Consider the following 22587-nt stretch of genomic DNA (forward strand, 5'->3'; position numbering starts at 1 on the left):
CTCAGGCGGACGCCTCACCGGATTCGGCGGCAGGGCCGTGTCCGAGTTGCTCCGAGAGCTTCTGCACCAGCCCGATCGCCGCGTCGGCGATGACCGTTCCGGGTGGGAAGATCGCCGACGCGCCCGCGGCGTAGAGCTCGTCGAAATCCCCGGGCGGGATGACGCCACCGACGACGATCATGATGTCGGGACGATCCACCGCCGCGAGTGCGTCCCGCAGTGCGGGAACCAGCGTCAGATGGCCTGCGGCCAACGAGGACACTCCGACGACGTGAACGTCGTTGTCGGCCGCCTGACGTGCGACCTCCTCGGGTGTCTGGAACAACGGGCCGACATCGACGTCGAAGCCGATGTCCGCGAAGGCCGTCGCGATGACCTTCTGACCTCGGTCGTGCCCGTCCTGGCCCATCTTACAGACCAGCACGCGGGGACGACGGCCCTCGTCCTCGGCGAACTTCCTGGCCAGTTCGGTCGCCGTGGCGATGTTCTGGGATTTGCCTGCTTCGTCGCGGTACACACCACTGATTGTCCGGATTTCCGCCTGGTGACGCCCGTAGACCTTCTCGAGCGCGTCGGAGATCTCGCCGACGGTGGCCATCTTGCGCGCCGCATCGATCGCGAGGTGCAGCAGGTTGTTCTCCAGCCCCGATTCGTTCGACGCGGCAGCTCGGGTCAGGTTCGCCAGCGCTTCCTCGACGGCGGCGGTGTCACGCTCGCCGCGCAGACGCTCGAGCTTCTCGATCTGCTCGCGTCGTACCTTCGAGTTCTCGACCTTGAGCACTTCGATGGTGTCCGGCTCGTCCGGGACGTACTTGTTCACGCCGACCAGGGGCTGACGACCGGAGTCGATGCGAGCCTGAGTACGGGCGGCGGCTTCCTCGATGCGCAGCTTCGGAATGCCCTCGTTGATGGCTTGCGCCATACCGCCTGCAGCCTCGACCTCGGCGATGTGTGCACGCGCCCGGTTCGCGAGCTGGTGGGTCAGCCACTCGACGTAGTGCGAGCCGCCCCACGGGTCGATCGGTCGAACGGTGTTCGACTCCTGCTGGATCAACAACTGCGTGTTGCGCGCGATACGTGCGGAGAAGTCCGTCGGCAACGCCAGAGCCTCGTCGAGGGCGTTGGTGTGCAGCGACTGAGTGTGTCCCTGCGTCGCGGCCATCGCCTCGACACACGTACGAGCGACGTTGTTGAACACGTCCTGCGCCGTCAGCGACCATCCGGACGTCTGCGAATGTGTCCGCAGCGACCGTGATTTCGCGCTCTTCGGCTCGAACTTCTGTACCAGCTCCGACCACAACAGACGCCCGGCCCGCAGCTTGGCGACCTCCATGAAGAAGTTCATGCCGATCGCCCAGAAGAACGACAGGCGCGGCGCGAACGTGTCGATGTCCATGCCTGCATCCAGTCCCGCGCGGATGTACTCCACACCGTCGGCGAGTGTGTACGCGAGCTCCAGATCGGCTGTCGCACCGGCCTCTTGGATGTGATAGCCGGAGATCGAGATCGAGTTGTACTTCGGCATCTTCTCGCTGGTGTAGGCGAAGATGTCGGAGATGATCCGCATCGACGGCTTCGGCGGGTAGATGTAGGTGTTGCGGACCATGAACTCCTTGAGGATGTCGTTCTGGATGGTCCCGGCCAGCTTCTCCGGGGGCACACCCTGCTCCTCGGCGGCCGCCACGTACAGCGCGAGAATCGGCAGCACAGCGCCGTTCATCGTCATCGACACCGAGACGCTGCCCAGGTCGATGCCGTCGAACAACTGACGCATGTCGTAGATGGAATCGATTGCAACACCGGCCATTCCGACGTCACCCTGCACGCGCGGGTGATCGGAGTCGTAGCCGCGGTGCGTCGCGAGGTCGAACGCGACCGACAGACCCTTCTGTCCGGCGGCGAGGTTGCGGCGGTAGAACGCATTCGATTCCGCCGCCGTCGAGAAGCCAGCGTACTGACGAATCGTCCACGGCTGATTGACGTACATCGTCGGGTACGGGCCGCGAACGAACGGCGGTGCACCCGGGTAGCTGTCGACCGGATACCCCTGCGCTTCGGCTTCGTCGCGATCGGCCTTCGTGTAGACGGGCTTGACGTCGATTCCCTCGGGAGTCGACCAGACCACCTGCTCGGCCGTGTAGTTGTTCGCTCGCGCGCCTGCGGCGATGTGCGCCGATGCCTCGTCCGGCGTCGGCGCGGACGGTGCCGGCTCGGACGGATCCTTCAGCGGCACATCGGCGAAACTGCCGATCGTGTGCGAGATGCGCTCATCCTGACTGGTCATGGCTCTACGCTCCCAGCGTGTCGAGGAGGTCGGACAGGACAGCGACGGCGTCGACCTTCATGGTCAGGAAGCCGTCGGGACGCTCGTCCCCGGTGACATCGGCGAAGATCTTGTCCGGGCCGGCGAGCAGGACCCGCTCGATGCCCGCCTTCCGCAGCGCAAGCACCGCAGCACGTGCTTCGTCCGCGTAACGCTTGTCGGTACCGCACAACACCGCGGTCGTCGCTCCCGACGCAGCGACAGCGGCCGCGACGGCGTCGGCCGTCAGCGGACCCGGGTTCTCGGTATGAATGCCGCCCGAAGCAAGGAGATTCGCCGCGAACGTCGTACGCACGTTGTGCTCGGCGATCGGCCCCAGTGGAACGAGCAGTATCTCGGGCCGCGAACCGTTCGCCTTCAGGTATGCATCGGATCGGTCCCGCAGCGCCTCGAATGCCGCGCCGTACCGAGCGACACCCGTGTCGGTCGACTGCGGCGGCAACGGCTCCTCGGCGAGGTTCGGGAACTCGTTGACGCCCGTGACCGGGGTACGTCGGTGCGCGATATCGGAATCGCGCAGCGCTCGGACCCGGTCGATCTCGCGCGAGACGAAGCCCGAATCCAGCGCACTCACGTAGCCACCGTTCGACTCGATCGCCTGGGTGAATTCCCACGCCTTGGCTGCGACGTCGTCGGTCAGCTGCTCGATGTACCACGAGCCGGCACCCGGATCCAGGACACGGCCCAGATGCGATTCCTCGAGCAGCAACAGCTGGGTGTTGCGGGCGATCCTGGCCGCGAACGTCTTCGACACACCCGCGGCGCCACCGTCGATCGCGGCGTCGAAGGGCAGGACCGTCACCGCATCGGCACCGCCGACACCCGCGCCGAACGCGGCCAACGTCGTACGCAGCATGTTCACCCACGGATCACGTTGTGCCATCATCGCTTCCGACGTCACCGCGTGCTGCGGCGCGCCACCGTCGGCCGGTGCGCCGCACACCTGCGCGACGCGCGCCCAGACCGACCGCGCCGCACGGAACTTCGCGATCGTCTGGAACTGATCGTCGGTCGCTGCAAAGCGAAATTCGATCTGCCGCAACGCATCTCCGACCGACATGCCCACGTCGGTCAGCGCGCGAAGGTAGTCGAGACCCGCCGCGACCGCAGCCCCGACCTCTTGGGCGTCACTCGCTCCGGCGTTGTGAAAGACAGTGCCGTCGATCGTGATCGCGCGCACGGTCTCCGCCCGCTGCGCCGCACGAGAAGCCAGTCGTACCGTCTCGTCCAGATCCACGGACTCGGTCCCGGCGAAGCGCGACGTCAACGACGCCGCGCCCAGGCGTACGTCGATGGCGCCTCGATCCTCGGCGGTGACTCCGTCGAGGATCCCGAAGACGACGTCGGCGGCGTCGCTCGTTCCCGCCTTCGCGTCCAGGACGACCGGAGCCAGATCCCACAGCACGCCGTTCAGGGCCACCGGCAACGCTTCGACGGCCAGATCGGCTCCCCCGAGCCGCAGCCACAGCGCACTGACGCCGTTGTTCAAACCGTCGAGGATCGACTCGTTCACCGCCCCTGCATCGGTCTGTCCGATGCCGTACCGCGCGCTGACCTTCCAGCCTGCGTTGACGTCACGACCGGAGTCACGACCGCGAACGAACGGGAACACGCCCGGCAACGGACGGTCCACGAGTTCGTCCTGCGGCCCGTACAACGGCGACACCGTCACACCGTCGTAGGTGTGGGTCTCCAACAGACGCTCGGGCTCGGGAGGCAGGTCGGCGACGTCGACACGACGCGACTTGGCCAGCACCGTCGCGACGGCCTTCTGCCACGCCTCGTACGCGCTGCGCGCAGCGTCCTCCTGTGTAGCACTGGGCACGATCTGCTCCTCGATTGATCGGCGAGAGCCGATCGACAGTAGGCATTTTGTGTGATGTTAACCGCGATCGATCCGACATTATCGTGAGGAACACCTCACGTTCTCGTCGGTAGCCCTTTCCAGCGATCGACAGCATCGTTCGCGCCGGTAGTCTCGGTGAACGTGGCGAAGCGACTGCGTGATCCGAGGTTCATCGGACTCGTCGTTCTCGTCGTCGTTCTGACCGCCGCGGCCCTGATCGTGCCGCACCCGTCCATCGCGCAGGTCCGCGCATGGGCGCAGTCGATCGGCCCCCTGTTTCCTGTCGTGTTCTTCGCGGTCCACACCATCGTCACCATCGCACCGGTTCCGCGAACTCTGTTCACACTGTCCGCCGGTGTGCTGTTCGGCCCGGCGATCGGACTGACCGTCACCGTCGGCGCCACCACCGTCAGCGCAGTCCTGGCGCTGCTGTTGGTGCGCGCGGTCGGCCGCGAATGGTTCGCGACGCGTTTGACCCACCCGGCAGTGAAGGCGATCGACGACAGCCTGATTCGTCGCGGCTGGTTGGCCGTTGGCTCCCTCAGGTTGATCGCCCCTGTCCCGTTCTCCGTCGTCAACTACTGCTGTGGGGTGTCGTCGATTCGAGTGCTTCCGTTCGCGGCCGCGACGGCGGTCGGCGTCGTACCCGGCACGATCGGCATCGTCGTACTCGGGGACGCGTTGGGCGGCCACACCGATCCACTGCTGTTGGCGCTGTCGGGCGTGTGCATCGCGGTGGGCGTGGTGGGCCTCGTCGTCGACTGGAGGTTGTCGGTGACGTCGCACAGGCGTTCGGCCGATACATCACCGTCAAGCTTGGATGCTTGATTCTCGTCAGTCAAGCTAAATGCATTGACTTGGCGGAATCCAGTCTCTAGCCTTGTCGCAATGTACGTATTGACGGTCGACCAACGCGGTAGCCGCCGGGACGTCGACCGCGTCGGCCGGCTGCTCGACAGCATGCAGGACTCCCGGCTGGTCCGGCCGTTCGAACGAACTGCGGGCGACGAGGTACAAGCTGTCGCAGCCGACGCCCGCACGGTGGTCGACATCGCGCTGTCGTTGGTCAGGCAGGGGTGGTGGAGCGTGGGCATCGGCGTCGGTTCCGTCGAACAGCCGCTGCCGGAGAGTACGCGCGCAGGTCGGGGCCCGGCGTTCGAGGCGGCGCGCGACGCCGTGACCCGGGCCAAGAACGCGCCCGCGTCGATCGCGATCACCGCAGCCGACGCCGCGTCGGAAGGCCGCAGCCGAGACGCCGAAACGGCCCTCACGCTGGTTGCCCTGCTCGTCATTGACCGCACCGACCAGGGTCACGCCGCGGTCGATCTGATGGCCGACGGTCATACCCAGAAGAGCGCCGCCGAAGTATTGGGGATCAGCAAGCAGGCCATGTCGCAACGACTGTCGGTGGCCCGGTGGACCATCGAGGCGGGCGGACGGGTCTTGGCCGAACGTCTGCTCGCCGAACTGGACACGGCACCGGGTCACACAACACAGGGGGATACATGACGGTCGTGACGTTGGTTCTGCTCGGAGCCGCGGCTGCTGCAGCCGTCGTACCGCCGCGTCGGCCCGTCCCGCACTGGTTTCCGGCGGCCGCAGCGACGATCCTGCTCGCAGCGGCGGCCGTCACCGGCGCGAACACACACCCGGCGACAGGATTCGCGCTGGCCGCCACGTACGTGCTCACCGTCGCGGCAGCGCTGACCGGTGGCTCACCCGTCGTCACGGCGGTCTTCCGACTGGCACGTCGGACGAACGGTCCGGCTCCCGACGCCGCGGATCAGCCTCTGCACGGTGGTCGCACGATCGGAATCCTGGAACGCAGCGCGGTCGCGGCGTCGATCCTGGCCGGATGGCCCGAGGGCATCGCCATCGTGCTGGCGGTCAAGGGTCTTGCACGCTATCCCGAGCTACGCGGGGCTCAGGCGTCGGCAGCCTCGGAGCAGTTCATCATCGGCACGTTCACGAGCGTCATGTGGGCCGTAGCGGTGTGCGGCGTCGGTCAGGCGCTGGTGACGTGACACCAGCGGCCCGACGTCGGCGTCACCGCTGCTGTTCGGGATCCATCGACGGCGTGAGCGGTCCGGTCTCCGGCTGACGGGCGGACAATTCGCCCAGATCGAGACCCTTCGTCAGACTCGGGTCGGGCGCGAGAGACGTGTCGACCGGTGTCCGGGCGACGGCCTCGGCTGCCTTGACGGCTTCCGCCACGGCCGGGTCGGTCTTGGCCTCGAACCAGTCGGCGACCTCCGCCGAATCGTCCTCCGGCTTGGGCGCGACACCGCCGTCGGCACTGGGCTCGAAACGGAAGACTCCGTCCTCGCCCTGCGCGCCGAGATTCTTCGCGAACCCCTTCAACGCATCCCCGAAATCGCTGGGGATCATCCAGACCTTGTTCGCATCGCCCTGCGCCATCTGGGGAAGCGTCTGCATGTACTGGTACGCGAGCAGCTCGGGAGTCGGCTTGCCTGCCTTGATCGCGGCGAACACCTTCTCGATGGCCTTCGCCTGGCCCTGCGCCTGAAGGTATTTCGCGGCACGGTCACCCTGAGCGCGAAGGATGCGCGACTGGCGTTCACCCTCGGCCGTCAGAATGGCGGCCTGCTTGGCGCCTTCGGCTGCGAGGATGCGGCTCTGCTTGTCGCCCTCGGCCGTCTTGATGGCCGACTCTCGGTGGCCTTCGGCCGTCAGAATGGTCGCCCGCTTCTCTCGGTCGGCCTTCATCTGCTTCTCCATCGACTCCTGGATCGACGGCGGTGGATCGATGCTCTTCAGTTCGACGCGGGCGACGCGCAGGCCCCACCGACCCGTGGCTTCGTCGAGCACGCCGCGCAGCTGGCCGTTGATCGAATCGCGCGACGTCAGCGTCTCTTCCAGCGTCATACCACCGACGACGTTGCGCAACGTGGTCGTCGTGAGCTGCTCGACACCCACGATGTAGTTGTTGATCTCGTAGACCGCAGCCTGGGGATTGGTGACCTGGAAGTACACGACGGTGTCGATCGACACCGTCAGGTTGTCCTTCGTGATGACCGGCTGCGGAGGGAACGACACGACGCGCTCACGCAGATCGACCTTGGCCCTGATGCGATCGACGAACGGTACGAGGAACGTCAACTGACCGGACACCGTCTTCGAATAGCGCCCGAGCCGCTCGATGACCGCTGCGTCCGCTTGCGGAACGAGCGCAACGGATTTCGCGACCAGAACGACGACGAGCAGAACGATCACGCCGAGAACTATCAGTGCTGCCATGAAGCTACGGTCCCCTCCACACGACGGCGGTAGCGCCGTCTATTTCCATCACGGTCACGGTGGTGCCCGGCGCATACACCTCGGTCTCGTCGAGCGGACGAGCCGTCCACACTTCGCCGGCGAGCTTGATCTGTCCTTCGTGCGCCGAAACCTGTTCCAGCACAAGGGCACTCTTGCCGGTCAACGCGGCAGCGTTGGTCGGCAGAAGCGGCGGCTTCGCGAACTTGCGGAGCAGAATCGGCCTCACGCCGAGAACGAGGGCCAGCGACACGACGCCGAACACGAGCGCGCCGGCCCACACCGGAAAGTCCGTCACGGCCGAAACCCCGGCGGTGGCCAGTGCGCCACCGGCGAGCATGAGCAGGAAGAAATCGCCCGTCAGTGCTTCGGCAGCCGCGAGTACCACTCCTGCGATGAGCCAGATGATCGCCGCCACACCGACCATACAACCACAAACCGGACATCCGGCGGCAGCGTCGCTGCGTACGGCGGTGTTCGGAAACGAACGCCGATCAGACCTCGGTGACGAAATCGACGAGACGCTCCACCGCGCCGATCAGCGGCGCCTCGAGATCGCGGAACGTCGACACCGACCCGTACACGTGTCGCCAACCGTCCTTGGGTGTCCCCCATCCGAGTTCGCGGCAGATACCGGTCTTCCAGTCCTCACCGCGAGGGATCTTCGGCCACGCGGCGATCCCGACCGCCTTCGGGCGCACCGCTTCCCACACGTCGATGTACGGATGGCCGGTGACGAGAACGTGCTCCCCGAGCGAGGTCGTCAGCCGAGACTCCTTCGAGCCCTCGACGAGGTGGTCGACCAGCACACCGACACGACGACCCGGCCCCGGCTGGAAGTCGGCGAGCCGCTCCCCCAGATTGTCGAGTCCCTCCAAGTGTTCGACGACCACACCCTCGACCCGAAGATCGTGGCCCCACACACGTTCCACGAGGGCCGCGTCGTGCACTCCCTCGACCCAGATTCGGCTGGCACGCGCGGTACGAGCCCGCAGATTCTCCACCTTCGTCGAACCGGACGCCGATCGCGTCGATTCCTGCTTCTTCGGTGCCACCGCGCGCTCGAGCGTGACGCGTTTGCCGTCGATCATGAACGCCGCCTCGCGGAGCGCGAACAACCGCGTCGTGCGTGCCGCATCTTCCAGTCGGACGAAATCGCCGTCGTAGGTGCGCTCGAACCCGACGACCGCGCCGCAGAACCCGCTGGCTGCGTCCTCCACGACCAGTCCGCGCTCGGCCGGCACGCGAGGTGCGGGCACCTTTCGCATCCGGCTGTGCCCCGCAAGAATGTCTCCGCCGTACATGTCCACGGCGGATCACGGTATCGAAGGCCACCTTTGTGCGCCTGTCGCCACGCCGTCCTATGCTCGTGAGTCGTGAGTTCTCCCAGTGCAAGCCTCGCCGTGTGGGCCAGTTCGTGGCTGGCCGGAATCGGTGCGCCCGACGACGTGATCGACGCCCTGACCGAATGGGCGCCGATGCATCTTCTCGTTGCAGGCGACGGCCCGTCCGCCGACGCCACCGGCTTGTCGTGGCCAAGTCCGCGCGCCGACGGCGTCGCGGGACTGCTCACCGTGATTCGACGTCACCTACCCGCCGAGCGCACCGAACCCGGCATCGAGCTGTTGCTGCCGGGGCCCGGTGCCACGACCACCCATCTGCCGCCGGGAACGCCGTTCGCGCGCAGCGCCATCGGAGCGGAGCAGGCGGTCGTCGTCGGTGATCCCGGGGCCCGCGGTCTCGGCATCGTCCCCACGGTCGAGGGCCCCGACGTCCTGCGTTGGACGGTGTTCGTCATCGATGTCCCACTGCACGCAGGCACCGATTTCACGTTGGGTGAAGCCGAGTACGCCATGCGTGAGGCCGTTCGCGGCGCAGCCGATGCGCTCGGGACGATGCAGTCACTGCCCACGCGATCCGAGCTCGGTGACCCGCGTGCCCGCATCGCGGCCGAGCTCGCCGAACTCTCTCGGCACCGCTACCCCGACGAGACGCCCGAACGCGCGCTCCGCGTTCTCGAGTCCGCCGACCGTGTCGCAGCGATCCTGTCGGTGGCTCGCCATTCGTCGCCCACCGAGGAACCCACCGCGCACTCGGCGGCTGCGCGCGAGGACCTGATCAGACCGCTGTGGAACGCGGTTCGCTCCGCACGACTCGGCGCGATCTCCGCGAGTATCGCGTCGAGCGTTCCCCGCCGCTGACGCCTGCGAACGGTGTCGCCGCTGCCCTCAGGTCGCGGCCCCGGCACGAGTGGGACGTGCCGGTTGTTCGCAGCACCGGAACGCGCAGCGAGACCCGTTGAGCGTCGATCCGTAGCGCGGGACCGTGCCTCGGCCACGTTCGTCGGCACCTGCGATGTGCTCGCGAACCAGCTCGACGACCATCTGCGCGAACCGTGCATCGGTACCCGGCGTCGCCGCCCGCGCGAACGCCATGTTCAGCTCGCGCGCTTTGTCCTTCGCCTCGGTGTCGAGATCCCACACCACTTCGAGGTGGTCGGAGACGAACCCGATCGGGCAGACGACAACGGCGTCGACGCCGTCACGCGACAACGACTCCAGATGATCGCAGATATCCGGTTCGAGCCACGGCACCTGCGGTGGGCCCGAACGGGACTGCCACACGAGATCGAAGTCGTCGATGCCCGACGCGGCCGCCACGAGTCGCGACGCCTCGGCGACCTGCCTGCTGTACAGATGGCCACCGTCTTCCGGCGGACCTGCGTTCGCGTCGGCGGCGCTCGGAATGGAGTGCGCGGTGAACACGACCCGGGCGGTCTGCCGATGCTCTTCGGGAAGGGATTCCCGTGCCGCTGAGATGGCATCGGCGAACGCTGCGATCATCGCCGGATGGTCGTAGTACTGCCGAATCTTCACCAGGTCCGGGGCGCCGTCACCCGCGGCGTCACGGGCGCGCGCGACGTCCTCGTGATACTGCCTGCAGCCCGAGTAACCGCCCCACGCCGACGTCGGGAAGACGAGAGCACGCTCGACGCCGTCGGATGCCATCTGCGCGACGGTGTCCTCCACCATCGGATGCCAGTTCCGATTCCCGAAGTAGATCGGCAATTCGATTCCGGCCGCGGCCAACTCGGTCTCGATCGCCGCGATGATGTCGCGGTTCAGAGCATTGATGGGAGAGACTCCACCGAAATGCATGTAGTGCTCGACGACCGCGTCGAGGCGCTCGGGGGGCACTCCGCGCCCACGCGTGACGTTCTCCAGAAACGGTCGGACATGGGCTGGCTCTTCGGGGCCGCCGAACGAGAGAACGAGAAGAGCGTCGTAACCGGGGGACGTCGTCGTCATGGGCTCCATTGTGCGCCTGGCCCTCGTGTGACCGAACACGCACCGACCCCGAATACGGGAAATGCGCGCCGCAGCGCGCATTTCCGGTAGTCGACGAGTGCTACATGCCTTCCGGCAGGTAGGTGTTGTGGCTGGCACCGCCGTCGACGTAGACGATGGAACCGGTCGTACCGGGGAGCCAATCGGACAGCAGCGCGACGACCGACTTGGCGACGACCGTCGGGTCGTCGTAGTTCCAGCCGATGGGCGAGGCGGCATCCCAGTACTCGTTGAGCTGGTTCATCTTCTTCGCGTCACCGGTTGCGGTGCCTGCGATTGCCTTCGCGGCGAGCGTGCGAATAGGGCCTGCCGCAACGAGATTCGAACGAATCTTCTTCGCCTCGCCGACCTCGCGAGCGACATAGCGGTTGACCGACTCGAGAGCGGCCTTCGCGACGCCCATCCAGTTGTAGTACGGCATCGCGGTGCGCGGATCGAAGTTCATGCCGACGATCGAACCGCCCTCGTTCATGACGGGCAGTGCTGCGCGAGCCAACGACGCGTAGCTCCACGCCGAGATCTCGAATGCCTTGGCGGCGTCGGGGCCTGGGCCGTCGAGGAACGGCTTGGCGTCCGGACCCATCAGCGTGCGCGGAGCGAACGCAATGGAGTGCAGAACGCCGTCGAGGCCCTCGGGTGCGACCTCACGGACGCGATCGGCCAGCGCCGCAAGGTGTTCCTCGTTGGTCGCATCGAGCTCGATGGCCGGCGGAACGGGCTGCGGCAGTCGCTGCGCGATGCGGTCGATCAGACGCAGCCGATCGAACCCGGTGATGATGACCTTGGCGCCCTGGTTCTGCGCCATGGCGGCAGCGTGGAACGCGATCGAGGCATCGGTGATGATGCCGGTGACGAGAATTGTCTTACCTTCGAGCAGTCCGCCCATGTGTCTTCCTTGTCGAAATCGGAAACGAATCGAGAAATGAAAAGCCGGATGACCGACGAGGGCTCAGTGGCCCATGCCCATGCCGCCGTCGACGGGGATGACCGCACCGGACACGTACGCCGAGTCGGGGCCCGCGAGGAAGCTGACGACGGCCGCCACGTCCTCGGGCTGGCCGAGACGCTGCAGCGGGATGAATTCCTTTGCCTTGCCGCGCAAGTCGTCGGGCAGATCGGCGGTCATGTCGGTCTCGATGAATCCCGGCGAGACGACGTTCGCCGTGATCGATCGCGAACCGAGTTCACGTGTGATGGAACGAGCCATACCGATGACACCGGCCTTGGACGCCGCGTAGTTGATCTGGCCCGGGCCACCGCCGAGCGCGACGACGGAACTCAGGAACACCATGCGGCCCCAGCGCGCACGCAGCATTGCGCGGTTGGCACGCTTGGCAACTCGGAACGCACCCGTCAGGTTCGCGTCGAGCACCCGCTCGAACTGCTCCTCGGTCATACGCATCAGCAGCGTGTCGTCGGTGATTCCGGCGTTGGCGACGAGCACCTCTACGGGGCCCTGCTTCTCCTCGACCTCCTTGAACGCAGCGTCGACCGACTCGGAATCGGTGACGTCGCACTTCACGCCGAGTAGACCCTCGGGCGCTCCGGATCCGCGGTGCGTGACGGCGACCTTGTGACCGTCGGCGGCGAGCCGTTGTGCGATGGCGAGGCCGATGCCCCGGTTACCTCCGGTGACGAGTACCGATCGAGCGGTGAAGTCGGGTGTTGACATGTCTGCAACCTATCTGTTCGTGCGGAAATGGCAAAGCAGAGCTACTGGTGAGTAGTAACAGGGAATCACGGCAATCTTTGCCGCAGGACCAAAGCCGTGCCCAATCCTGTTGCGGTGAAAAGGACTCCGAGAATCAGCCACGGGCGACTCGCGTCGCCCCGCGTGATCTCGAACCCGATCTGCTCTTCGAGAGTGTCGTACACCGCACGCAGTTCCTCCAGCGACGACGCCGTGAAGAAACTCCCGCCCGACAGGTTCGCGATCTCTCGGAGCGACGGGTCGTCCACGGGAACAGGGACACGTTCGACACCGGAATCGTCCTCGATGTCGACGGTGCCGTAGCTCGTACCGAACGAGATGGTCGAGATCGGAACGTTCTTGTCCTTGGCCGCACGTGCGGCCGTGTAGCCGCCGCGGGGATCGTCCGGACTCTCGGGAACGGTCTGTTTGCCGTCGGACAACAGCACGATGCGTGCGGGCGGTGCCGCGTCACCGCCGCCCAGGACGGCACCGAGTGTGTCGATGGACTGCAGCGACGTGAAGATCGCCTCACCCGTCGCGGTACGTTCGCTCAACTGCAGCTTGTCGATGGCCGTCTTGGTCGCTTCGCGATTCGCCGTCGGCGAGACCAGCACCGACGCGGTGCCCGCGAACGCCACGAGACCGAGGTTGATGCCGGGCGTCAACCCGTCGGCGAACGACTTGCCTGCCTCCTGCGCGGCCGCCAGGCGCGACGGTTCGACGTCGGTGGCCTCCATCGACAGCGACACGTCGATGACGAGCATGACGGTCGCCCGGTTCCGCGGAACCTTCTGATCCGACGTGGGACCGGCGAGCGCAACCGTCAACAGCAGCAAGCCGACGAGGACGAGCGCAGTCGGCACATGCCGCCAATAGCCGGGACGCGTCGGCGCGACCTTCTCCAGCAGGTCCATGTTGGAGAAGCGCAACGTGTGCCTGTGCCGCGTGCGTTGCACGAGAACGTAACCGACGACGAGGCCGATCACGACGAGCAGGAACAGCAGCCACCACGGTGACGTGAAATCCGACAGACTCACCGGCGACCCACCCGAGCGTTGGTGACGGCACCCGCACCGAGCGTGTGACGCCGCGACGAGACGAAGCGGACGACGTCGGCGATCCAGTCCCCGTCGGTGCGGAGCGTCATCCGCGGTGCTCCGCAGCGACGCAACGCTCGTTCGACCTCGGACCGATGATTCGCTGCAGCCTCCGCGAAGTCCTCACGGAGACGCGGAGTCACGCTGAACTCGCGCGTGCGACCGGATTCGGGATCGTGCAACACCACATCTCCGATATCGGGTAGTTCGAGATCCCGCGGGTCCAGAACTTCGACGGCGAGCACATCGTGCCGAGCCGCGATGGCACGGAGCGAACGCTCCCAGTCGATCTCACCGAGGAAGTCACTGATGACGACAGCCATACCGCGCCGCCGCTGCGGCCGACGCAACGACTCGATCGCACCCCGCAGATCTCCGCGAACACCGTCCGCCGCGCTCGGCGTCGTCGCGATGGTTCGAAGCATCGACTGAAGGTGCACTCGGCCACCGCGCGCCGGAATACGCGTCGTGTTCTCTCCCGTCGCGACCACCGCGCCGATCCGGTTACCTCCACCGCTCGTCAGATGCGTGATCGCTGCCGCCGCGGCCACCGCGAGATCACGCTTCTCGCATCCCGTCGTGCCGAAGTCCAGGCTGGCCGACAGGTCGACGACCATCCATGTCTCGAGCTCCCGGTCCGCGACCGACTGCCGGACGTGTGGATGCGTCGTGCGAGCGGTGACGGACCAGTCCATCTGGCGTACGTCGTCGCCCGGCTGGTACTCGCGTGCGTCACCGGGCTCGGAGCCCGGCCCGGGAATCAACCCGAGGTGGTCTCCGTGCAGCACACCGTCGAGTCGACGACGCACCGTCAGCTCGAGAGTGCGGAGCGCCGCCGTCAGCGTCGGGTCCCGAAGCTCACCGCTGCGAAACGAGGGCGGACGCGCGTCGGACGACCGAGCGGCCGCGCCGGCTGCTGCCCCACTCACTGCTTCTGGCTACCCACGGCCGGAGAATTGCCAGCGGACTTGTCCAGGTTCGGCGCCGGTGCACCCTGCTGCCCGTTACCGGGGAACGGCGCCTGGCCCGGCTGTTGCGGTCCGTGCTGCTGCGGTCCCTGCTGGTGCGGTCCGGGCTGCTGTGCGTGCGGCTGCTGCGGGGCGTGCGGGTGGGCAGGCGCCTGATGCGGCCCCTGCTGCTGCGTAACCGCTTGCTGCGAAACCTGTTGCTGCGGAACGGGAACGGCCTGCGGTGACACCTGAGGCAGACCCACCGTCTGCAGCACGCGCGTGATGACGTCCTCGGGTGTGACCTCGTCGGCGAGCGCGTCGTACGACAGCACGAGACGGTGACGCAGCACGTCGGGGATCACTTCGAGGACGTCCTGCGGGACGACGTAGTCGCGTCCACGGAGCAGCGCGAGCGCGCGGGACGCCGAGATGATGCCCAGCGTGGCGCGTGGTGACGCTCCGCACGCGATCCAACTGGCGACGTCGTCGAGGCCCAGCTGTTCCGGGGTCCTGGTGGCGGCGATGACTCGGACGACGTAGTCGACGAGCGCATGATGCACGAACACCTGACTCGCGACGTTCTGCAGCCGGACCAGCTCGACGGGGTCGAGGATCTGCTTGGGTGTCGGCACTGCCGTTCCCATGCGGTAGACGATCTCGCGCTCTTCCTCGACCGACGGGTAGTCGACGACGATCTTGAACAGGAAGCGGTCGCGCTGCGCCTCGGGAAGCGGGTACACACCCTCGTTCTCGATCGGGTTCTGCGTCGCCATCACGAGGAACGGATCGGGCATCGGGAACGTCTTGCCGCCGATGGACACGTGCCGCTCGGCCATGACTTCGAGCAGCGCCGACTGCACCTTCGCGGGTGCGCGGTTGATCTCGTCGGCGAGGACGAAGTTCGCGACCACGGGGCCGAGTTCGGTGTCGAACTCCTCGCGGCCCTGCCGGTAGATGCGCGTACCGATCAGGTCGGTCGGTACGAGGTCGGGCGTGAACTGAACACGAGAGAACGATCCGCCGACCACTTTCGCGAAGGTCTCGACCGCGAGCGTCTTCGCCACGCCGGGAACGCCTTCGAGGAGAACGTGGCCACGGGCCAAAAGGCCGACCAGAATGCGCTCGACCAGCCGATCCTGGCCGACGATCACACGCTTGACCTCGTACACGGCCTTCTCGAGCGTCTGAACATCCTGGGCGAGAGCCGAGGTGTCCGTCCGGCTCGAACCGCCCCCGCTCGGCATACTGCCGTTCGGTTCGCTGCCGTCACGTGATGTCACCAAGAATTCACCGCTTTCATTCGCATCGTCTCTCGGGCACGTCGGTGTCCCCCGCCAACTATTCCAGGTGATTCTCTCGCGTGCCGGAAGGCCGAGGCCACCGGCGAACTACACCCGCTCAGGACACCATACGCACGGCGTACGGCGTCATGCCGTCGTATCGGACGGGTGAAACTTTGACGACGTCGCCCGATTGTGGCGCCTCGAGCATCTTGCCGTCGCCGAGATACAGCGCGACGTGCTGGCTCGCATTGGGACCGTAGAAGAGCATGTCGCCCCTCTTCATGTCCGAGGACGGCACCTGCTTGCCTGCCGTGTACTGGTAGCCGGTGTAATGCGGGAGCGAGATCCCGAGACCTGCGAACGCGTAGATCATGAGGCCGGAGCAGTCGAATCCGACCTTGTTGTAGTCGCCGTAGCTGTCGGCGACGCCACCGTCGCGGATGCCCTTGGTCGGGCCGTTCTCGTCGCCGCCGCCCCACGAGTACGGAACGCCGAGCTGCGACATACCGCGGTCGATCGCGAGCTCGATGGCGGCGCTTCCGGTGAGTGACGGGTTCGACTGGCCCGAACTGCGCGGCTTCTTCGGCGTCGGCGTCGCGGCGGTTCCCGAACTGCTGTCGCTGTCGCTGTCACCGATGCTGCTGGATTCGTCGTCGATGTCGGTGTGGGCTCGCTGGCCGGCGGCGGCAGCCGCGGCAGCTGCTGCCGCCGCCTGGTTCGCTGCGACCCTGGCGGCGGCCTGAACAGCAGCTTCTTTCGCGGCCGCGGCCGCGGCGACGATGGCGGCGTCTTCTGCAGCCTTCTGCTGCTCCCACGCCGAGTACGCCGCACGCTGACCTTGCAGACCGGCGACGTCGGACCGAGCCGCGTCGAGCTGCACCTGGGCAGCGTCACGCTGGCTCTCGATCGCGGCCTTCTGATCGGCCTGGGCCTGCAACGCGGCTCGGGCGACGGCGATCGCTTCTTCCGCTTCGGCCTTCTTGTTCTCGGCCTCGGCGGACGCGGCGTCGGCCTGCTGCTTGGATTCGCGTGCCGTCGACTCCTTGTTGGCTTCCTCGGCACGAGCACGCTGCAGACCGTCGAGCACCGCGTTCTGGCTGTTCGACAACACCCGCAACACCTGCGCGCGGTCGAGGATGTCGTCCGGGCCCGTCGAACCGAGGAACGACGCGACCGACGCGACTCCCGAGCCCTGCGTGTAGCTGGACCGAGCGAATTCGTCGAACTTCTGCTGCGCGGCTTGAATCTGGCCACCGGCGTCGGCGAGAGCCTGTTGCGCCGTCGCCACGACCTGCGCCGCCAGATCCGCCGCGTCGCGGGCGTTCTGGAGATCGACGAGCGCTTTGTTGACGTCCTCGCGCTTGATGGCGACGTCGTTGTCGAGCTGCGCCAACTGCTGGTTCGCGGCCGCAACCTGGTTGATCAGGTCACCGACCGCGCCGAGCGACGAGTCGACGCGCGAGCCGGCTGCGGCGAGGTCCGAATCGGACGGGTTGGGAGGTGGCGGTGGAACTGCGGCCGCGGTACCGGACACTGCGCCCATGAGCGCGACGACCAGGCCGGCCCCGACCAGTAGTCGAGCAGAACCCGAGAACGTCCTACGGCGAGTACTGCGGAATGCCCGTCGCCTCACAAATGTCTCCCTCGGTCCCGGCACTCGCGGCGTTCGATGAACGTCGTCGCCGGTCGAGCGGCCCGTCGCATCCACGTCGGATGCGTCTGCTCACTCGCCGAGCAGGAAGAAAGCACGCAGCAACACGACAGGTGCAGACCACGTCGGTCACACCCGAAGCATCGGTCGACCGTTTCCCCACGGATAGACCTCTGCCCTCTGCGACACTCCTTCCCCAGCAGTGCCAATGGCACCGTACGACACTTCGCCCACTAATGAAACTCCAGTCACAAAGAACACATTTGTAATTCGACCAGCGAAAACGCGCTGAACTCGGGTTATGCCGAAAACAGTTCTTCGGTCTTTTTCCGGGGATCGTGACCCCGATACGACGAACGCCCCGACCGCGTGGTCGGGGCGCTGTCGTGAACGGCTGCTACCGGTCGGCGGTCGGCCGATGCTCGACCGACGTGTGCCGACGAACCTTGGCGACCGCGGTGGCCGCGGCTGCACCGGCGACTACGACCACGATGGCGCCGGTCATGAGCGCCCACGGAGTCTGGTCCCCGGTCAGGGTGTCGACGAAGTTGTCCGCCGCCACGACGGGGTCACCGGTGTACGTGCGGTCCTGTCCGGCTTCCAGCACGACGCGCGAGACGGAATCGCTGAACGATCCGACCTGCCCCGGACTCAGCACGAGAACCGTGCCGCCGTCCTGCGCGCCCACGGCCGTCGCCAGATCTCGGAGTTGCGAATCGTGCGACGCGTTCTGTTCGACGACGACGATGCTCAGATCGATGCCGTTGTCCTCCGCGCGCTGGACCGCATCGAGCAAACCGTCTTCGACGGAAGCAGGTGCGCTCACTCCGGTTGCCTCGACCGCAGCCACGATCGAATCCACGTCGACACCCGGCGGGATGTCCGCGGCAAGGGGAACGAAGGCCGCGAGCGGAGCAATGGCGTGGATCGGTTCAGGCATCTCTCGTCCAGTCGGATCTAGGAAAGGAATGTCGGGGGCGGAAGCGACCGCACCGCACAGACCATAGCGTCACGGGGCGTCCTCGAGTCGTCGGCCCGCCGGTCCCACGCCGGAGAGACTGAGGCTGCCCTGCATTGCGAACCCACAGCAACTACACGAAAATCGACCCCGAACGGCAACCGCAAGAACATGTAGGCTGCCCTTCGTTTCAACCGGACAAGCGTACTGTTAGACTCGAGAACGAGACGTTCACCCGCGCCAACCGGCCCGCGACGTACGCCTCGCTTCAACCGTCGACACAGCCCCGTCGGCGGTGTGCCTCATAGACGAGTGGAGCTGAAGTGACCGCCAGTAATGATTCATTCGGTGCAAAGGGCACCCTCGAAGTCGGAGAGAACTCGTACGAGATCTTCCGTCTGTCGGCCCTGCCCGGCGCCGAGAAGTTGCCCTACGCGCTGAAGGTCCTCGCGGAGAACCTCCTTCGCACCGAGGACGGTGCCAACATCACCGCCGACCACATTCGTTCGATCGCGTCGTGGGACCCGTCCGCGGACCCCAGCATCGAAATCCAGTTCACCCCTGCACGTGTCATCATGCAGGACTTCACCGGCGTTCCCTGTGTCGTCGACCTCGCCACCATGCGCGAAGCTGTGACGACTCTCGGCGGCGACCCGAACAAGGTCAACCCGCTGTCCCCCGCCGACATGGTCATCGACCACTCGGTCATCCTCGACGTCTTCGGCAAGGCCGATGCCCTCGAGCGCAACGTCGATCTCGAATACGAGCGCAACGGCGAGCGTTACCAGTTCCTGCGTTGGGGCCAGGGCGCGTTCGACGACTTCAAGGTCGTCCCCCCCGGCATGGGCATCGTCCACCAGGTCAACATCGAGTACCTGGCACCGACGGTCATGACCCGCAAGGGCCAGGCCTACCCCGACACCTGTGTCGGCACCGACTCGCACACCACGATGGTCAACGGCCTCGGCGTGCTGGGCTGGGGCGTCGGCGGTATCGAGGCCGAGGCAGCCATGCTGGGCCAGCCCGTCTCGATGCTCATCCCCCGCGTCGTCGGGTTCAAGCTCTCCGGTGAGATCCAGCCGGGCGTCACCGCGACCGACGTCGTGCTGACCGCTACCGACATGCTGCGCAAGCACGGCGTGGTCGGCAAGTTCGTCGAGTTCTACGGCAAGGGCGTGGCCGAGGTTCCTCTGGCCAACCGCGCGACGCTGGGCAACATGAGCCCCGAATTCGGTTCCACCGCAGCGATCTTCCCGATCGACGACGAGACCATCAACTACCTGCGCCTCACCGGCCGCAGCGACGAGCAGATCGCTCTCGTCGAGGCGTACGCCAAGGAGCAGGGCCTCTGGCACGACCCGGACAACGAAGCCGAGTACTCCGAGTACATCGAGCTCGACCTCAGCACTGTCGTCCCCTCGATCGCAGGCCCGAAGCGTCCGCAGGACCGAATCCTGCTGTCGGACTCCAAGGTCGCGTTCCGCAAGGACATCCACAACTACGTGGAGGAGAACTACCCGGCCGAGCACACCCAGCTCGACGAGGCAGTCGAAGAGTCGTTCCCGGCGAGCGATCCGGCCGTGCTGTCCTTCGCCGACGACGGTGCCGTCGACGTTCAGTCGGCCGCCAACGGCTCCGAGGGTCGCCCGACCAAGCCGGTCAAGGTCGTCACCGACGAGGCCGGAGAGTTCGTTCTCGACCACGGCGCCGTGGTCGTCGCGGGTATCACCTCGTGCACCAACACCTCCAACCCGTCGGTCATGCTCGGAGCTGCGCTGCTCGCACGCAACGCCGTCGAGAAGGGTCTGTCGACCAAGCCGTGGGTCAAGACCAACATGGCTCCGGGCTCGCAGGTTGTCACCGACTACTACGAGAAGGCCGGCCTGTGGCCGTACCTCGAGAAGCTCGGCTACTACCTCGGCGGCTACGGATGCACCACGTGCATCGGCAACACCGGCCCGCTGCTCGAGCCGATCTCCAAGGCGATCAACGACAACGACCTGTCCGTCACCGCGGTTCTCTCCGGAAACCGTAACTTCGAGGGTCGCATCTCCCCCGACGTCAAGATGAACTACCTGGCTTCGCCTCCGTTGGTCATCGCGTACGGTCTCGCCGGAACGATGGACTTCGACTTCGAGAGCGACTCGCTCGGAACGGATCAGGACGGCAACCCCGTCTACCTGAAGGACATCTGGCCGTCCTCGCAGGAGATCGAGGAGACCATCCAGTCCGCGATCAGTCGGGACATGTTCAGCAAGTCCTACGAGACGATCTTCGCCGGCGACAGCCGTTGGCAGAACCTCGAGACGCCCGAGGGCGACACCTTCGCGTGGGACGAGAACTCGACGTACGTCCGCAAGGCTCCGTACTTCGACGGCATGACGATGGACCCGGCCCCTGTCGAGGACATCAAGGGTGCACGCGTTCTGGCACTGCTCGGCGACTCGGTCACCACCGACCACATCAGCCCGGCAGGCCCGATCAAGTCCGGTACCCCGGCCGCGCAGTACCTCGACGCGCACGGCGTCGAGCGCAAGGACTACAACTCCCTCGGCTCGCGTCGCGGTAACCACGAGGTGATGATTCGCGGAACGTTCGCGAACATCCGTCTGCGCAACCAGCTCCTCGACGACGTCTCGGGCGGTTACACCCGCGACTTCACGCAGGACGGCGGCCCGCAGGCGTTCATCTACGACGCGTCGCAGAACTACCAGGCAGCGGGCATCCCGCTCGTCGTGCTGGGTGGCAAGGAGTACGGCTCGGGATCGTCGCGTGACTGGGCCGCCAAGGGCACCCGTCTGCTCGGCGTCAAGGCCGTCATCACCGAGTCGTTCGAGCGCATCCACCGCTCGAACCTCATCGGCATGGGCGTTGTCCCGCTTCAGTTCCCGGCCGGTGAGAGCGCCGCGTCGCTGAAGCTCGACGGCACCGAGACGTTCGACATCGTCGGCATCGAGAAGCTGAACGAGGGCGTCACGCCGAAGACGATGGCCGTGACCGCCACGAAGGAAGACGGCACCAAGATCGAGTTCGACGCCGTCGTGCGCATCGATACCCCCGGTGAGGCGGACTACTACCGCAACGGTGGCATCCTGCAATACGTGCTGCGCAACATGATTCGCGGCTGATCGGTTCCTCGACCGCAGTAGTGATCTGCTCCGTCACGGCGATGGACCCGGAAGTGGCTTCTTCCGGGTCCATCGCCGTTCGGCGGAGATTTCATCGAGAGTAGGAACGACAAAGTGCCCAAGGTCAGTGAAGATCAGTTGGCCGCCAGACGAAGCGAGATACTCGACGGCGCCCGACGATGCTTCGGCGAGTTCGGCTACGAAGGCGCGACGGTACGGCGCTTGGAAGAGGCCACCGGGCTGTCGCGAGGGGCGATCTTCCACCATTTCAAGGACAAGGACGGCCTGTTCCTCGCGCTTGCGCAGGAGGATGCCCGACGCATGGCCGAGGTCGCGGCGAACCAGGGTCTCGTCCAGGTCATGAGAGACATGCTCGCCGAGCCCGATCGGTTCGAGTGGCTCGGAACCAGGTTGGAGATCGCGCGCCGACTGAGGACCGACCGCGAGTTCCGGGAGAGCTGGTCGGAACAGTCGGCCGAACTCACCGATGCGACTCTCGCCCGCCTCGAGCGGCAGAAGACCGCGGGCCGTCTACGCGACGACGTCCCGAAAGATGTGGTGCTCGAATACCTGGATCTGGTGCTGGACGGCCTCGTCGCGCGCATCGCGTCGGGACAGAACGGCAGCAACCTGTCCGCAGTTCTCGATCTCGTCGAGGAGTCCGTGCGGAAGTCGGACACGAACAACTAATCCGGCCGCGCGGACTTACGTCGGTTCGGACCACCGCGCGTACGCAGCGGTGTGTCCGACTCGGCCAACACCTTGTGCACGAATCCGTAGGAGCGACCGGTCTGCTCGGCGAGCGATCGAATGCTCGCACCCGACGCGTACCGGTCCACGAGCATCGCCCGCAGCCGATCACGCGAATCCCCGGTGATACGAGTGCCTTTCGTGTACTCGGCACCGACCGCGGACACAGCTCCCGCACGTGGATCACCGTTCGGGATGGTCCCTCGTGGTTGTGCGCGGCCCATGGCGTCCTCCAGTCAGCGAACCTCACTCACCGAAAACCCCCCGTGACTTCAGGGTAGAGGA

General features: G+C 66.3%; 20 protein-coding genes. 6 read left to right on the forward strand and 14 right to left on the reverse strand.

Going from position 1 to position 22587, the window contains the following annotated elements; translation table 11 throughout:
* Position 1: 1 nt before the first annotated feature.
* Positions 2-2284 (reverse strand): methylmalonyl-CoA mutase, encoded by a 2283-nt coding sequence (scpA, locus tag A3K89_RS08630; RefSeq protein WP_068424193.1) that lies wholly within the window; start codon positions 2282-2284, stop codon positions 2-4.
* Between the two features lie 4 nt (positions 2285-2288).
* Complete coding sequence (gene mutA / locus A3K89_RS08635) at positions 2289-4148, reverse strand: methylmalonyl-CoA mutase small subunit (protein WP_157105277.1); 1860 nt, start codon at positions 4146-4148, stop codon at positions 2289-2291.
* A gap of 162 nt (positions 4149-4310) precedes the next feature.
* Between mutA and A3K89_RS08640 the strand changes: the two genes are divergently transcribed.
* Genes A3K89_RS08640 through A3K89_RS08650 form a run of 3 tightly spaced genes read left to right on the forward strand, consistent with a single transcriptional unit; the run spans position 4311 to position 6193 of the window.
* Positions 4311-4997, forward strand: coding sequence for a TVP38/TMEM64 family protein (locus A3K89_RS08640; RefSeq protein WP_068425905.1), 687 nt, complete (start codon positions 4311-4313; stop codon positions 4995-4997).
* 60 nt (positions 4998-5057) lie between these two features.
* Positions 5058-5678, forward strand: coding sequence for a hypothetical protein (locus A3K89_RS08645; protein ID WP_068424195.1), 621 nt, complete (start codon positions 5058-5060; stop codon positions 5676-5678).
* Positions 5675-6193, forward strand: a complete 519-nt coding sequence (locus tag A3K89_RS08650) for a hypothetical protein (RefSeq protein WP_068424197.1) — start codon at positions 5675-5677, stop codon at positions 6191-6193. The genes A3K89_RS08645 and A3K89_RS08650 overlap by 4 nt, the downstream gene beginning before the upstream one ends.
* 22 nt (positions 6194-6215) lie before the next feature.
* Here the strand turns inward: A3K89_RS08650 and A3K89_RS08655 are convergent, their stop codons facing one another.
* From A3K89_RS08655 to A3K89_RS08665, 3 genes are all read right to left on the reverse strand, one after another.
* Positions 6216-7427 carry an SPFH domain-containing protein gene (locus A3K89_RS08655; RefSeq protein WP_068424199.1) on the reverse strand — a complete coding sequence of 404 codons (1212 nt, stop codon included), beginning with the start codon at positions 7425-7427 and terminating at the stop codon, positions 6216-6218.
* Between the two features lie 4 nt (positions 7428-7431).
* Positions 7432-7863, reverse strand: a complete 432-nt coding sequence (locus tag A3K89_RS08660) for an NfeD family protein (protein WP_068425907.1) — start codon at positions 7861-7863, stop codon at positions 7432-7434.
* 76 nt (positions 7864-7939) lie between these two features.
* Complete coding sequence (locus A3K89_RS08665) at positions 7940-8749, reverse strand: DUF3097 domain-containing protein (protein WP_068425910.1); 810 nt, start codon at positions 8747-8749, stop codon at positions 7940-7942.
* Positions 8750-8821: 72 nt separating this feature from the next.
* On the opposite strand from A3K89_RS08665, the gene A3K89_RS08670 reads away from it, so the two are divergent.
* Positions 8822-9646: a hypothetical protein gene (locus tag A3K89_RS08670; RefSeq protein WP_068424201.1), complete on the forward strand. Its 825-nt coding sequence runs from the start codon at positions 8822-8824 to the stop codon at positions 9644-9646.
* A 27-nt stretch (positions 9647-9673) separates the two neighbouring features.
* On the opposite strand, the gene A3K89_RS08675 is transcribed toward A3K89_RS08670, so the two are convergent.
* The 8 genes from A3K89_RS08675 to A3K89_RS08710 all read right to left on the reverse strand — a co-directional run bounded on the left by A3K89_RS08675 (position 9674) and on the right by A3K89_RS08710 (position 18406).
* Positions 9674-10753 (reverse strand): ferrochelatase, encoded by a 1080-nt coding sequence (locus A3K89_RS08675; RefSeq protein ID WP_068425913.1) that lies wholly within the window; start codon positions 10751-10753, stop codon positions 9674-9676.
* A gap of 100 nt (positions 10754-10853) precedes the next feature.
* Positions 10854-11678, reverse strand: a complete 825-nt coding sequence (inhA, locus tag A3K89_RS08680) for an NADH-dependent enoyl-ACP reductase InhA (protein WP_068424203.1) — start codon at positions 11676-11678, stop codon at positions 10854-10856.
* 63 nt (positions 11679-11741) lie between these two features.
* Positions 11742-12464 carry a 3-oxoacyl-ACP reductase FabG1 gene (gene fabG1 / locus A3K89_RS08685; protein WP_068424205.1) on the reverse strand — a complete coding sequence of 241 codons (723 nt, stop codon included), beginning with the start codon at positions 12462-12464 and terminating at the stop codon, positions 11742-11744.
* Positions 12465-12529: 65 nt separating this feature from the next.
* On the reverse strand, positions 12530-13522 hold the full coding sequence (locus A3K89_RS08690) for a VWA domain-containing protein (RefSeq protein WP_068424207.1): 993 nt from the start codon (positions 13520-13522) through the stop codon (positions 12530-12532).
* Complete coding sequence (locus A3K89_RS08695; RefSeq protein WP_068424209.1) at positions 13519-14511, reverse strand: DUF58 domain-containing protein; 993 nt, start codon at positions 14509-14511, stop codon at positions 13519-13521. Before A3K89_RS08695 ends, A3K89_RS08690 begins: the two co-directional genes overlap by 4 nt.
* Complete coding sequence (locus A3K89_RS08700) at positions 14508-15776, reverse strand: AAA family ATPase (RefSeq protein ID WP_068424211.1); 1269 nt, start codon at positions 15774-15776, stop codon at positions 14508-14510. The genes A3K89_RS08695 and A3K89_RS08700 overlap by 4 nt, the downstream gene beginning before the upstream one ends.
* 154 nt (positions 15777-15930) lie before the next feature.
* Positions 15931-17448: an NlpC/P60 family protein gene (locus tag A3K89_RS08705; protein WP_068424213.1), complete on the reverse strand. Its 1518-nt coding sequence runs from the start codon at positions 17446-17448 to the stop codon at positions 15931-15933.
* A gap of 415 nt (positions 17449-17863) precedes the next feature.
* Positions 17864-18406 carry an Rv1476 family membrane protein gene (locus A3K89_RS08710; RefSeq protein ID WP_068424215.1) on the reverse strand — a complete coding sequence of 181 codons (543 nt, stop codon included), beginning with the start codon at positions 18404-18406 and terminating at the stop codon, positions 17864-17866.
* A 341-nt stretch (positions 18407-18747) separates the two neighbouring features.
* On the opposite strand from A3K89_RS08710, the gene acnA reads away from it, so the two are divergent.
* Positions 18748-21552 carry an aconitate hydratase AcnA gene (gene acnA / locus A3K89_RS08715; RefSeq protein WP_068424217.1) on the forward strand — a complete coding sequence of 935 codons (2805 nt, stop codon included), beginning with the start codon at positions 18748-18750 and terminating at the stop codon, positions 21550-21552.
* Positions 21553-21666: 114 nt separating this feature from the next.
* Complete coding sequence (locus A3K89_RS08720; RefSeq protein WP_068424218.1) at positions 21667-22242, forward strand: TetR/AcrR family transcriptional regulator; 576 nt, start codon at positions 21667-21669, stop codon at positions 22240-22242.
* Here the strand turns inward: A3K89_RS08720 and A3K89_RS08725 are convergent.
* The gene (locus A3K89_RS08725; protein ID WP_222634118.1) at positions 22239-22526 is read right to left on the reverse strand and encodes a helix-turn-helix domain-containing protein; all 288 of its coding nucleotides are present in this window, start codon (positions 22524-22526) and stop codon (positions 22239-22241) included. The genes A3K89_RS08720 and A3K89_RS08725 overlap by 4 nt on opposite strands.
* Positions 22527-22587 lie beyond the last annotated feature (61 nt).

It is taken from the genome of Rhodococcoides kyotonense (assembly GCF_001645385.1).
Classification (GTDB): domain Bacteria; phylum Actinomycetota; class Actinomycetes; order Mycobacteriales; family Mycobacteriaceae; genus Rhodococcoides; species Rhodococcoides kyotonensis_B.

Bases quoted from the DNA above. Each gene is read 5' to 3' on its own strand.
- scpA (WP_068424193.1), bottom strand. From the start codon at position 2,284: ATGACCAGTCAGGATGAGCGCATCTCGCACACGATCGGCAGTTTCGCC.
- A3K89_RS08645 (WP_068424195.1), top strand. From the start codon at position 5,058: ATGTACGTATTGACGGTCGACCAACGCGGTAGCCGCCGGGACGTCGAC.
- A3K89_RS08650 (WP_068424197.1), top strand. From the start codon at position 5,675: ATGACGGTCGTGACGTTGGTTCTGCTCGGAGCCGCGGCTGCTGCAGCC.
- A3K89_RS08655 (WP_068424199.1), bottom strand. From the start codon at position 7,427: ATGGCAGCACTGATAGTTCTCGGCGTGATCGTTCTGCTCGTCGTCGTT.
- A3K89_RS08665 (WP_068425910.1), bottom strand. From the start codon at position 8,749: ATGTACGGCGGAGACATTCTTGCGGGGCACAGCCGGATGCGAAAGGTG.
- A3K89_RS08675 (WP_068425913.1), bottom strand. From the start codon at position 10,753: ATGACGACGACGTCCCCCGGTTACGACGCTCTTCTCGTTCTCTCGTTC.
- inhA (WP_068424203.1), bottom strand. From the start codon at position 11,678: ATGGGCGGACTGCTCGAAGGTAAGACAATTCTCGTCACCGGCATCATC.
- fabG1 (WP_068424205.1), bottom strand. From the start codon at position 12,464: ATGTCAACACCCGACTTCACCGCTCGATCGGTACTCGTCACCGGAGGT.
- A3K89_RS08700 (WP_068424211.1), bottom strand. From the start codon at position 15,776: ATGCCGAGCGGGGGCGGTTCGAGCCGGACGGACACCTCGGCTCTCGCC.
- A3K89_RS08710 (WP_068424215.1), bottom strand. From the start codon at position 18,406: ATGCCTGAACCGATCCACGCCATTGCTCCGCTCGCGGCCTTCGTTCCC.
- A3K89_RS08725 (WP_222634118.1), bottom strand. From the start codon at position 22,526: ATGGGCCGCGCACAACCACGAGGGACCATCCCGAACGGTGATCCACGT.